The following is an 11,848-nucleotide window of genomic DNA, read 5'->3' as shown; positions in this document are numbered from 1 at the left end:
AGCGGTGCGCTACGGCTTGACCGAGCGGTAGTAGCGCTTCGCCCCTTCGTGCAGCGGGAGCGGATCCGTGTAGATGGCCGTGCGCAGGTCCACCAGCTGCGCCGCGTGCACCTCGCGCCCGATGCGGTCGCGGCTGTCGATCACGGTCCGCGTGAACGCCTCGGTCATCGCCGCGTCCGTGCGGTCCGTGGTGACCAGCACATTGGCGACCGCCACCGTGGGCACGGCCTGGCCCTGCTGAGCGTTGCGGTACGCGTCGGCGGGCATCACGGCCGACCGGTAGTAGCGGGTGGAACCGCCCGCCGCCTGGAGCTGCTTGATCAGCGGCTCCTCCAGCGGGACCAGCCGGATCGCGAACCGCTCCGACAGATCGGTCACCGCCGTCGTGGGCAGCCCGCCCGACCAGAAGAACGCGTCGATCCTGCCCGCTTCCAGCAGCTTCGGCATCGTGTCGATGCCCACCGGCAACGGCGTCACGTCGTCGACCGGATCGAGACCGGCGGCCGTCATCAGCCGGTCCGCGACCAGCCTCACCCCGGAGCCCGCCTGTCCCACGGCGACCTTGCGGCCGCGCAGATCCGCCACGCTGTCGATGTCCGAGTCCCGCTTCACGATCAGCTGTATGTAGTCGTCGTACAGCCGGACACAGCCGCGCAGCCGCTCGTAGCCGGGCTTCCGGGCGTGCAGGTAGGTGGCGACGGCATCGGTGGTGGCGATGGTGAAGTCCGCCTTGCCCGCCGCGACCCTGGCCAGGTTCTGCTGCGAGCCCTCGCTCGTCTGGAGATTTATCGACACATTTGGCAGATCCTTGGCCAGGGCTCCCTTCAGCCGCACCCCGTAGCGCTGGTAGACGCCGCTGCGCACCCCCGTACTGAACGACAGGGTGCCGGTGGGCGCCGGGTCGCCGAGCGGGAGCAGCCACCAGAGCAGCAGTCCGAGCACGACGGCGAGGGCGGCGCCCGCCCGCAGGGAGCGACGCCGGCCGATTCGGGACAGGGCCGGGAGCATGGCGGCGATCCTGCCAGGTCATTCCCGGCCGTGGCCAGGGGCGTCGTCGGATCACCCGCCCGCGGCGGAGGGAGCCCGGACACCACCTACCCTTGTCACATGAGCAGCGGCAACCGGAGCGAAGCAGTGGACGTCAGAAAAAGCTATGAGGTGCGCACCTACGGGTGCCAGATGAACGTCCACGACTCCGAGCGCTTGTCGGGGCTCCTGGAGGACGCCGGCTACGTACGGGCTCCCGAGGGCTCCGACGGCGACGCCGACGTCGTCGTCTTCAACACCTGCGCGGTCCGCGAGAACGCCGACAACAAGCTCTACGGCAACCTCGGCCGGCTTGCCCCGATGAAGACGAAGCGCCCCGGCATGCAGATCGCCGTCGGCGGCTGCCTCGCTCAGAAGGACCGGGACACCATCGTCCGGCGGGCGCCCTGGGTCGACGTCGTCTTCGGCACGCACAACATCGGCAAGCTGCCCGTACTGCTGGAGCGCGCCCGCGTCCAGGAGGAGGCGCAGGTCGAGATCGCCGAGTCCCTGGAAGCCTTCCCCTCCACGCTGCCCACCCGCCGCGAGTCCGCGTACGCCGCCTGGGTCTCCATCTCCGTGGGCTGCAACAACACCTGCACGTTCTGCATCGTCCCGGCCCTGCGCGGGAAGGAGAAGGACCGCCGCACCGGCGACATCCTCGCCGAGATCGAGGCATTGGTCGCCGAGGGCGTCTCCGAGATCACCCTGCTCGGCCAGAACGTCAACGCGTACGGCTCCGACATCGGCGACCGCGAGGCGTTCTCCAAGCTGCTGCGCGCCTGCGGGAAGATCGACGGCCTGGAGCGCGTCCGCTTCACCTCGCCGCACCCGCGCGACTTCACCGACGACGTCATCGCCGCCATGGCCGAGACGCCGAACGTGATGCCGCAGCTGCACATGCCGATGCAGTCCGGTTCGGACCGGGTCCTCAAGGCGATGCGCCGCTCCTACCGGCAGGAACGCTTCCTCGGGATCATCGAGAAGGTGCGGGCCGCGATGCCCGACGCCGCGATCTCCACCGACATCATCGTCGGCTTCCCCGGCGAGACCGAGGAGGACTTCGAGCAGACGATGCACGCGGTCCGCGAGGCGCGCTTCGCGAACGCCTTCACCTTCCAGTACTCCAAGCGGCCCGGCACCCCCGCCGCCGACATGGACGGCCAGATCCCCAAGGAGGTCGTCCAGGAGCGCTACATGCGCCTCTCCGCGCTCCAGGAGGACATCTCCTGGGAGGAGAACAAGAAGCAGGTCGGCCGCACCCTGGACGTCATGGTCGCCGAGGGCGAGGGCCGCAAGGACGGCGCCACCCACCGGCTGTCCGGCCGCGCCCCCGACAACCGCCTGGTCCACTTCACCAAGCCGGACCAGGACGTCCGCCCCGGCGACGTGGTGACCGTCGAGATCACCTACGCCGCCCCGCACCACCTGCTCGCCGAGGGCACCCCGGTCGCCGTGCGCGGGACCCGCTCCGGCGACGCCTGGGAGAAGCGGAACGCCGCCGCGGCCGCCAAGCCGGCCGGTGTCATGCTGGGCCTGCCGGGCATCGGAGCCCCGGCACCCCTGCCCGCGACGGCGGCCCCGGGCTGCGGCTGCGACTGAGGCCCCGGGCCGCGGCTGCGACGGGGATACGGCGCAGTACGCTGCCGACCATGCTTGTCGCCGCCGCTGTCTGCCCCTGTCCGCCGCTGCTCGTCCCCGACGTGGCCGCCGGTGCCGCACCCGAGCTGGAGGACGCCAGGAAGGCGTGCACCGACGCTCTGGGCGTCCTCGCCGCCTCCCGGCCCGACCTGCTCGTGGTGATCGGCCCGGCAGGGCCCGACGGGCGCGGCCCCCACCCCGAGGGCGCCATCGGCGGATTCCGGAAATTCGGCGTCGATCTGGAGGTTCGGCTCGGCCAGGACCGGGGAACGCGTGACGCCCGTCCCCTCCCGCCCTCGCTCGCGGTGGGCGCCTGGCTCCTCGCCCGTACGGGATGGGCCGGCGCCCCCGTCGAGGGCCTGGGCGTCGGCGAGCCCCTGGAGACCGCGCGCTGCACGGAGACCGGGCGGGAGCTGGCCCGCCGGGCGGACCGGGTCGCCCTGCTGGTGATGGGCGACGGCAGCGCGTGCCGCACGGTGAAGGCCCCGGGCTACCTGGACGCGCGCGCGGCGGCGTTCGACGCGGACGCCGCGCGGGCCCTGGGCGCCGCCGACCCGGAGGCACTGGCCGCGCTGGACGAGGAACTCGCGTACGAGCTCAAGGCCGCGGGGCGCGCGCCCTGGCAGGTGCTGGCGGGCGCGGCCGAGGGGGCCGGTCTGGCCGGCCGGCTGCTGTACGAGGACGCGCCGTACGGCGTGGGCTATCTGGTCGCCGCCTGGTCCTGACGGCCGACGGACGTGTGGAGGGCCCCGGAGCGACGCTCGCTCCGGGGCCCTCCACACGTTCCGCTGTCAGGCTGCCGGCGGGGGCGGCGGAGGCGTCCCACCGTCCTTGTTCGCCAGCTTGTCCACCGCGTCCTTGGCCTTCTGCCGGCCCGTCACGATCTTGTCGCTGTACTTGCCCTTGGTCTTCTCGTCCACCGTCCGGGCCGCCTTCTCAAGCCCCTGGTCGATCTTGTCCCCGTGCTGCTGCGCGAGGTCGCTGACCTTTTCCTTCGCCGGGGCCAGCTTCGCCTTCACATTGTCCATGAAGCCCATCGGGCACCTTCTCCGCTCGGAAACTGTGAGAAATAACCCATATGTACAACCACTGTACGGGGAGGACCGCACTGTCGCGTCACCTTCCCCGCCCGGGCTTCCCTCATTCGGGATACGCGGCGCAGGTTTGAGGGAGACTGAGCCGGTGACAAGCTCAGCTCCCGCACCTCGGGTCATCACCGTCGTCGGTCCCACCGCAGCAGGAAAGTCCGACCTGGGGGTGTACCTCGCCCAGCAGCTCGGCGGCGAAGTGATCAACGCCGACTCCATGCAGCTCTACCGGGGGATGGACATCGGCACCGCCAAGCTGACTCTTGCCGAGCGCGCCGCCGTACCGCACCGGCTGCTGGACATCTGGGACGTCACCGAGACCGCCAGCGTCGCCGAGTACCAGCGCCTCGCCCGCGCCGAGATCGACAGGCTCCTCGCCGAGGACCGCACCCCGATCCTGGTCGGTGGCTCCGGCCTGTACGTGAAGGGCGCGATCGACGCCCTGGAGTTCCCCGGCACGGACCCCGGCGTCCGGGCCGCGCTGGAGGCGGAGCTGGACGAGCACGGCTCCGGAGCACTGCACGCACGTCTCGCCGCCGCCGACCCCGAGGCCGGCCGCGCGATCCTCCCGAGCAACGGCCGCCGCATCGTCCGCGCCCTGGAGGTCATCGAGATCACCGGCAAGCCGTTCACCGCGAACCTCCCCGGCGACGACGCGGTCTACGACGCCCTCCAGATCGGCGTCGACGTGGAGCGCCCCGAACTCGACGAGCGCATCGCCCTGCGCGTCGACCGCATGTGGGACGCGGGCCTCGTGGACGAGGTGCGCGCCCTGGAGGCGCGGGGGCTGCGCGAAGGGCGTACCGCCTCGCGGGCCCTCGGCTACCAGCAGGTGCTGGCCGCGCTCGCCGGCGAGTGCACCGAGGACCAGGCGCGCGCCGAGACCGTACGCGCCACCAAACGCTTCGCGCGCCGTCAGGACTCCTGGTTCCGCCGCGACCCGCGCGTCCAATGGCTCAGCGGTGCCGTGCAGCACCGCGGGGAACTCCCCAGCCAGGCGCTGGCGTTGGTCGAACGAGCGGTTACAGCCTGATCACGTGATGGCATCGGGACGCTCCGCCCGTCATTTCGGCGACCGCGGCCGTGCCATCATCGAGCATCGATCGACTGGAGTCCGAGTTGGGAGGGCGCGTGGCGATGGAGGCCGGCCCTCGCGACACGGAACAAGACACACCGGAACACGGCGCACCGGGCGCCGGGCATGAGGCGGACAGCCTCAGCCCGGACGGGCCCGACGAGCTCGACGTGACCCCCGAGGTCGAGGTCGAGCTGCGGCCCGCCCGCCGGCTGCGCATCTGGCAGCTCGCGCCCATCGTCATGCTCGCCGCGGTGGGCTCGCTGATGTTCGCGTTCCCGCTGGCCTTCGAGTTCGGTGACGGTGGCGCGGTCGTCGCCATGCTGGGCCTCCTGATCAGCTGCTGCGCCGCCGGGTGGTCCATGATGGCCGCCCGCCGCGTCGGCTACGCCTGGCCCGGACTGCCCTCCAGAGGCTCCTCGCAGCGCGCGGACTGGCGCGTGATCGCGCTCTACGCCGGAGTCTGTGCCGTGCTCGTCGCGCTCGCCGTCTGGCGCGTGGCGCGCCTGCGCTGACCTGCCGGGAAGCATGGGCCGGAGACACGGGCCAGGAGAGCGCCCCGAGCCCCTGTCCGCGCGGCGGACCGTTTTCCGGCTGTCCGTGCCGCCTCGTACAGTTGTCCCGTGACCACCTCGCAGATCGCCTTCCTCAAGGGCCACGGCACCGAGAACGACTTCGTGATCGTTCCCGACCCGGACAACGCCCTCGACCTGCCCGCCTCCGTCGTCGCCCGGCTCTGCGACCGCCGCGCGGGCATCGGCGGCGACGGCCTGCTGCACGTCGTGCGCTCCGCCGCGCACCCCGAGGCGAAGGCGATGGCCGAGGACGCCGCGTGGTTCATGGACTACCGCAACTCCGACGGCTCCGTCGCCGAGATGTGCGGCAACGGCGTACGGGTCTTCGCCCGCTACCTCCAGCGCGCCGGCCTGGTCGAGCCGGGCGACCTCGCGGTCGCCACCCGGGGCGGGGTCAAGAAGGTCCACCTCGCCAAGAACGGCGACGTCACCGTCTCCATGGGGCGCGCCCTGCTCCCCGCCGACGGCGTCACCGTCACCGTCGGCGACCGGGCCTGGGACGCCCGCAACGTCAACATGGGCAACCCCCACGCGGTCGTGTTCGTGGACGACCTGGCCCACGCCGGTGATCTGCTCGCCGAGCCGTCCTTCGCCCCGGCCGCCGTCTACCCCGAGGGCGTCAACATCGAGTTCGTCGTGGACCGGGGCCCCCGCCACGTCGCCATGCGGGTCCACGAGCGCGGCTCCGGCGAGACCCGCTCCTGCGGCACCGGCGCCTGCGCGGTGGCCGTCGCGGCCGCCCGCCGGGACCAGGCCGACCCCACGAGGACAGGCGAGCCCGTCACGTACACCGTCGACCTCCCCGGGGGCAGCCTCGCCATCACGGAGCACCCGGACGGCGGGATCGACATGACCGGACCGGCCGTCATCGTCGCCGAGGGCATGATCGATCCGGCCTGGCTCGAAACGCCGAACGGGTAACGCGTCGCTCGAATGGGTGATCCGTTTCACGCTGGGCGAGAGCGGGACTCCGCCACGTGGTGGGCTCGGTAGCATCAAGCACCGGCCCGGAGGCGCGCCGCGCCTCCCCACCGCCGGTCGACGTCGCCGGAGGTGCCCCCATGAGCGCAGAGGCCACCAGCCCAGGTGCTCCCATCCGCAGGCGGGGCCGTCCCCGGATCGACCTCCGCAGGCTCGGCAGAGCCGCGCTCTTCGGCCCGGTCTCCCGAGACCGGCTCCCCGACGCCATCGCGCATGTCGCCGAGGTGCACCGGGTCCACCATCCCGAGGCCGACCTCTCGGTCCTGCAGCGCGCGTATCTGCTCGCCGAGAGCTCGCACCGGGGGCAGATGCGCAAGAGCGGTGAGCCCTTCATCACCCATCCGCTCGCCGTCACCCTCATCCTCGCCGAACTGGGCGCCGAGACGACCACACTGACCGCGTCCCTGCTCCACGACACCGTCGAGGACACCGAGGTGACCCTCGACCAGGTGCGGGAAGAGTTCGGCGAGGAGGTCTGCTACCTCGTGGACGGCGTCACCAAACTCGAAAAGGTCGACTACGGGGCCGCCGCCGAACCCGAGACCTTCCGCAAGATGCTCGTCGCCACCGGGGACGACGTCCGCGTCATGTCGATCAAGCTCGCCGACCGGCTGCACAACATGCGCACCCTCGGCGTGATGCGCCCCGAGAAGCAGGCCAGGATCGCCAAGGTCACCCGCGACGTGCTGATCCCCCTCGCCGAACGGCTCGGCGTCCAGGCGCTCAAGACCGAGCTGGAGGACCTGGTCTTCGCCATCCTCCACCCCGAGGAGTACGCCCGCACCGACGCGCTGATCACCGAGGCGGCCGACGGCACCGACCCGCTCGGAGCCACCGCGGGGAACGTGGCCTCGGTGCTCCGCGAAGCCGGCATCTCCGCGGAGGTCCTGGTCAGGCCCCGCCACTTCGTCTCCGTCCACCGCGTCCGGATCAAACGCGGCGAACTGCGCGGCAGCGACTTCGGACGGGTCCTGGTGCTCGTCGGTGAGGACGCCGACTGCTACGCGGTCCTCGGCGAGCTGCACACCTGCTTCACCCCGGTGATCTCCGAGTTCAAGGACTTCATCGCCGCCCCCAAGTTCAACCTGTACCAGTCGCTGCACACCGCGGTGGTGGGTCCGGACGGCGAGGTCGCCGAGGTCCTCATCCGCACGCACCGCATGCACAAGGTCGCCGAGGCCGGCGTCGTCGCCCTCGGTAATCCGTACGCCTCCGAGGGCGCCACCCAGACCGCCGAACCGGTCGACGGCGAACGCGCCGACCCCACCCGCCCCGGCTGGCTCTCCCGCCTTCTCCAGTGGCAGCAGTCCGCGCCCGACCCCGACACCTTCTGGATCACCCTGCGCGCCGACCTCGCCCAGGACCGCGAGATCACGGTCTTCCGCACGGACGGCGGCATGCTCGGCCTGCCCGCCGGCGCCAGCTGCGTCGACGCGGCCTACGCCCAGCACGGAGACGCCGCCCACGCCTGTATCGGGGCCCGGGTGAACGGCCGGCTGGCCACACTGAGCACCGTGCTGAAGGACGGCGACACCGTGCAGCCGCTGCTGGCCGAGGACGCCGCGTCCGGCCCCTCGCCGGACTGGCTCGACCACACGCGCACCCCCGCCGCCCGCATCGCCATCACCGGCTGGCTCGACGCCCACCCGCAGACGGCGGAGACCGGCCGGCCCGGCATGCCGGCCGACCCCGAGCCGCAGCCGGCCCCGCCCTCGGTGCCCCGGACCGCCCGCGCCCGCACCGCGACCGCCGTGACCGAGCGGCCGGACGCCGCGGTACGGCTCGCCGGCTGCTGCACGCCCGTGCCCCCCGACGAGGTCACCGGCATCCCCGTACGCGGCGGTGCCGCCGTCACCGTGCACCGGCTGGAGTGCCCCGCCGTGGCCCGCATGCAGGCGGTCGGGCGGACACCGGTCGCGGTGAGCTGGGGCGAGGAGCAGGCGTGCCGGGTGACCCTGGTCGCTGAATCGTTCGGCCGCCCCCGGCTGCTCGCCGACCTCACCGAGGCCATCGCGGGAGCCGACGCCGCGGTGATCTCCGCTACCGTCGAGCCGCCGAGCGAACAGCGCGTACGGCACACCTACACGCTGCGGCTCCCGGACGCGGCCGGTCTGCCCGCGCTGATGCGCGCCATGCGCGAGGTGCCCGGCGTGTACGACGTTAGCCGCGCCCAGCATCCGGCCGGGGCGCTCTGACGTACCGAGCGATCAGCCGCCGCGTTCTCTTTGGCACCGGACCGTCAACCGCGTTCTCATTCGGGTGGCGCGGCGCGCGCCGCGCCCGTCCGGCGGGGCGGCGCTGATAGCCGTAGTGCATGCCGTTCCTCTCCCGCCGCTCGCGGGCCGCCGCGCTGGCCGCCGCGTCGGCCGCCCTCGTCGCCGCCACCCTGCCCGCCGACCCGGTGCCCCTCGGCATCGGCGACCCGCTCTTCCCGCACCTCGGCAACCCCGGCTACGACGTCCTCGCGTACGACATCGGCCTCACCTACAAGGGCCGCAACGACGAGCCGCTGGACGCCGTCACGACCATCGACGCGCGGACGACCGAGCCGCTGGACCGGATCAACCTCGACTTCACCCGGGGCACCGTGCGCTCCGTCGCCGTCAACGGGCTGCGCGCCGGCTTCGAGACCGCGGGCGAGGACCTCGTCGTGCGGCCGGCGGGCCGCATCCCGGCCGGAGTGCCCCTGCGCATCACCGTCCGCCACACCAGCGACCCCACCGGCGAACAGGACAGCGGCGGCTGGGTGCGCACGGCCGACGGGCTCGCCATGGCCAACCAGGCGGACGCGGGGCACCGGGTTTTCCCGAGCAACGACCACCCCGCCGACAAGGCGTACTTCACCTTCCGCGTCACCGCGCCGAACGACAGGACCGTCGTCGCCAACGGCCTGCCCACCGGTCGCAGCCGCAACGGTGACAGCACCACGTGGACCTATCGCACCGAGCACCCCATGGCGACCGAACTGGCCCAGGTCAGCATCGGCGACTCGACCGTCGTGCGGCGGACCGGACCGCACGGACTGCCCGTGCGCGACGTCGCACCGACCGCCGACCGGGACCGCGTGGAGACCTGGCTGAAGAGGACCCCCGCCCAGCTGGAGTGGATGGAGCGGCAGGTCGGCCGCTACCCGTTCGAGAACTACGGAATCCTCGTCGCCGACACCGAGACCGGGTTCGAGCTGGAGACCCAGACCCTGTCCCTCTTCGAGAGGCGCCTGTTCACCGACACGCGTTTCCCCGCCTGGTACGTCGAGTCGGTCATGGTCCACGAACTGGCCCACCAGTGGTTCGGCGACAGCGTCTCCCCGCAGTCCTGGTCCGACCTCTGGCTGAACGAGGGGCACGCCACCTGGTACGAGGCGCGGTACACCGAGGACCACATGGACGCACCGATGGAGGCACGCATGCGGAACGCCTACATCCGCTCGGACACCTGGCGTGCCGCCGGAGGGCCGCCCGCCCGGCCAGCGGCCCCGAAGCCCGGCCAGAAGATCAGCCTGTTCCGGCCCATCGTCTACGACGGCAGCGCCCTCGTCCTGTACGCGCTGCGCCAGGAGATCGGGCACGACGCCTTCGACCGGCTGGAACGGCTCTGGGTCCGCAAGCACCGCGACTCCAACGCGGACACGGCCGACTTCGTCCGGCTCGCCTCACAGGTGGCGGCACGCGATCTGACCGCCTTCTTCGACGGCTGGCTGTACGGGACGAAGACACCGCCCATGCCGGGACACCCGGACTGGCGGAGCACCGCGCCGGCCGCCTCGTAAACCCGCGTGACGCCCCGCGTCGGCCGTGCCACTATCGACGGGTCGCCGAGACGGCCGGAGCGGAGGATTTCCCCCTCGGGAATCTTCCGTACAGGTCACGCGTTGTGACTGATGCAACCACTTCTATCGACGTAAGGATCCAATGACCTCCTCTTCTTCCCTTCCCCAGGACGCGCACAACGCGCAGAGTGCCACGGAGAACGCGACCGAGAGCCTCACCGAGGGCCTGCGGGCCGACGCCCTGATGGAAGAGGACGTCGCCTGGAGCTTCGAGATCGACGGAGAGCGGGACGGCGACCAGCTGGACCGTTCGGAGCGTGCCGCGCTGCGACGTGTGGCCGGCCTCTCCACCGAGCTCGAGGACGTCACCGAGGTCGAGTACCGGCAGCTGCGCCTGGAGCGCGTGGTGCTCGTCGGTGTGTGGACCTCGGGCACCGTGCAGGACGCGGAGAATTCGCTCGCCGAGCTGGCGGCTCTGGCCGAGACGGCGGGCGCCCAGGTGCTCGACGCTGTCTTCCAGCGCCGTGACAAGCCCGACCCGGCCACGTACATCGGTTCGGGCAAGGCGCTCGAACTGCGGGACGTCGTCGTGGAGACCGGAGCCGACACCGTCGTCTGCGACGGTGAGCTGTCCCCGGGCCAGCTGATCCACCTGGAAGACGTCGTCAAGGTCAAGGTGGTCGACCGGACCGCCCTGATCCTCGACATCTTCGCCCAGCACGCCAAGTCCCGAGAGGGCAAGGCGCAGGTCTCCCTGGCGCAGATGCAGTACATGCTGCCCAGGCTCCGCGGCTGGGGTCAGTCGCTGTCCCGTCAGATGGGCGGTGGCGGTACCAGCGGCGGTGGCGGCATGGCGACCCGTGGTCCCGGTGAGACCAAGATCGAGACCGACCGGCGCCGTATCCGCGAGAAGATGGCGAAGATGCGCCGGGAGATCGCGGAGATGAAGACCGGCCGCGACCTCAAGCGCCAGGAACGCCGGCGCAACAAGGTGCCCTCGGTCGCCATCGCCGGATACACCAACGCCGGCAAGTCCTCGCTGCTCAACCGCCTGACCGGGGCGGGAGTGCTGGTGGAGAACGCCCTGTTCGCCACCCTCGACCCGACCGTGCGCCGGGCCGAGACGCCGAGCGGCCGCGTCTACACGCTCGCCGACACCGTCGGGTTCGTACGGCATCTGCCGCACCACCTGGTCGAGGCGTTCCGCTCCACCATGGAGGAGGTCGGCGAGTCCGATCTCATCCTGCACGTGGTGGACGGCGCGCACCCGGTGCCGGAGGAGCAGCTCGCCGCGGTGCGCGAGGTGATCCGCGAGGTCGGCGCGACGGACGTGCCCGAGATCGTCGTGATCAACAAGGCGGACGCGGCGGACCCGCTGGTCCTCCAGCGCCTCCTGCGCAACGAGAAGCACGCCATCGCGGTCTCCGCCCGCACCGGAGCCGGCATCGACGAGCTGCTCGCGCTGATCGACAGCGAGCTGCCCCGTCCGTCGGTCGCGGTCGAGGCACTCGTGCCGTACACCCAGGGCGGACTCGTCTCACGGGTGCACGCCGAGGGCGAAGTGGTCTCCGAGGAACACACCTCGGAGGGCACGCTGATCAAGGCGCGGGTCAACGAGGAGCTGGCCGCCGAGCTCGCCTCGTTCATCCCCGCCGTGCACTGAGCCGTACCGCACCCGGAACAACCGGAAGGC

Annotated in this window: 10 protein-coding genes; 8 read left to right on the top strand and 2 right to left on the bottom strand. The window is 71.9% G+C overall.

Going from position 1 to position 11,848, the window contains the following annotated elements:
* Window positions 1–9: 9 nt before the first annotated feature.
* On the bottom strand, window positions 10–1,008 hold the full coding sequence (locus OG867_RS06430) for a TAXI family TRAP transporter solute-binding subunit (protein WP_328902740.1): 999 nt from the start codon (window positions 1,006–1,008) through the stop codon (window positions 10–12).
* A 99-nt stretch (window positions 1,009–1,107) separates the two neighbouring features.
* On the opposite strand from OG867_RS06430, the gene miaB reads away from it, so the two are divergent.
* Window positions 1,108–2,628 (top strand): tRNA (N6-isopentenyl adenosine(37)-C2)-methylthiotransferase MiaB, encoded by a 1,521-nt coding sequence (gene miaB / locus OG867_RS06425; protein ID WP_406283506.1) that lies wholly within the window; start codon window positions 1,108–1,110, stop codon window positions 2,626–2,628.
* Between the two features lie 50 nt (window positions 2,629–2,678).
* Window positions 2,679–3,392 carry a class III extradiol dioxygenase subunit B-like domain-containing protein gene (locus OG867_RS06420; RefSeq protein ID WP_406283504.1) on the top strand — a complete coding sequence of 238 codons (714 nt, stop codon included), beginning with the start codon at window positions 2,679–2,681 and terminating at the stop codon, window positions 3,390–3,392.
* A 66-nt stretch (window positions 3,393–3,458) separates the two neighbouring features.
* On the opposite strand, the gene OG867_RS06415 is transcribed toward OG867_RS06420, so the two are convergent.
* Window positions 3,459–3,704 (bottom strand): antitoxin, encoded by a 246-nt coding sequence (locus tag OG867_RS06415; protein WP_265540393.1) that lies wholly within the window; start codon window positions 3,702–3,704, stop codon window positions 3,459–3,461.
* Window positions 3,705–3,849: 145 nt separating this feature from the next.
* Between OG867_RS06415 and miaA the strand changes: the two genes are divergently transcribed.
* The 6 genes from miaA (at window position 3,850) to hflX (ending at window position 11,818) form a co-directional block, all read left to right on the top strand.
* Window positions 3,850–4,788 (top strand): tRNA (adenosine(37)-N6)-dimethylallyltransferase MiaA, encoded by a 939-nt coding sequence (gene miaA, locus OG867_RS06410; protein WP_406283502.1) that lies wholly within the window; start codon window positions 3,850–3,852, stop codon window positions 4,786–4,788.
* 104 nt (window positions 4,789–4,892) lie between these two features.
* A complete protein-coding gene (locus OG867_RS06405) occupies window positions 4,893–5,345 on the top strand; it encodes a hypothetical protein (RefSeq protein ID WP_406283500.1) in 453 nt (150 codons plus the stop codon).
* 108 nt (window positions 5,346–5,453) lie between these two features.
* Window positions 5,454–6,326: a diaminopimelate epimerase gene (dapF, locus tag OG867_RS06400; protein WP_406283498.1), complete on the top strand. Its 873-nt coding sequence runs from the start codon at window positions 5,454–5,456 to the stop codon at window positions 6,324–6,326.
* 140 nt (window positions 6,327–6,466) lie between these two features.
* Window positions 6,467–8,581, top strand: a complete 2,115-nt coding sequence (locus OG867_RS06395; protein ID WP_406283496.1) for a RelA/SpoT family protein — start codon at window positions 6,467–6,469, stop codon at window positions 8,579–8,581.
* Between the two features lie 119 nt (window positions 8,582–8,700).
* Window positions 8,701–10,155, top strand: coding sequence for a M1 family metallopeptidase (locus OG867_RS06390; protein ID WP_406283494.1), 1,455 nt, complete (start codon window positions 8,701–8,703; stop codon window positions 10,153–10,155).
* A 142-nt stretch (window positions 10,156–10,297) separates the two neighbouring features.
* A complete protein-coding gene (gene hflX, locus OG867_RS06385) occupies window positions 10,298–11,818 on the top strand; it encodes a GTPase HflX (protein WP_328902747.1) in 1,521 nt (506 codons plus the stop codon).
* Window positions 11,819–11,848: the final 30 nt, after the last annotated feature.

It is taken from the genome of Streptomyces sp. NBC_00209, from assembly GCF_045206345.1.
Classification (GTDB): domain Bacteria; phylum Actinomycetota; class Actinomycetes; order Streptomycetales; family Streptomycetaceae; genus Streptomyces.
The sequence above is the reverse complement of the archived record's forward strand: the minus strand, read 5'-3'. Positions and strand labels throughout refer to the sequence as shown.

Excerpts from the sequence above, each read along its gene's own strand:
- OG867_RS06430 (WP_328902740.1), bottom strand. The coding sequence starts at position 1,008 with ATGCTCCCGGCCCTGTCCCGAATCGGCCGGCGTCGCTCCCTGCGGGCG.
- miaB (WP_406283506.1), top strand. The coding sequence starts at position 1,108 with ATGAGCAGCGGCAACCGGAGCGAAGCAGTGGACGTCAGAAAAAGCTAT.
- OG867_RS06420 (WP_406283504.1), top strand. The coding sequence starts at position 2,679 with ATGCTTGTCGCCGCCGCTGTCTGCCCCTGTCCGCCGCTGCTCGTCCCC.
- OG867_RS06415 (WP_265540393.1), bottom strand. The coding sequence starts at position 3,704 with ATGGGCTTCATGGACAATGTGAAGGCGAAGCTGGCCCCGGCGAAGGAA.
- OG867_RS06405 (WP_406283500.1), top strand. The coding sequence starts at position 4,893 with ATGGAGGCCGGCCCTCGCGACACGGAACAAGACACACCGGAACACGGC.
- OG867_RS06395 (WP_406283496.1), top strand. The coding sequence starts at position 6,467 with ATGAGCGCAGAGGCCACCAGCCCAGGTGCTCCCATCCGCAGGCGGGGC.
- OG867_RS06390 (WP_406283494.1), top strand. The coding sequence starts at position 8,701 with ATGCCGTTCCTCTCCCGCCGCTCGCGGGCCGCCGCGCTGGCCGCCGCG.
- hflX (WP_328902747.1), top strand. The coding sequence starts at position 10,298 with ATGACCTCCTCTTCTTCCCTTCCCCAGGACGCGCACAACGCGCAGAGT.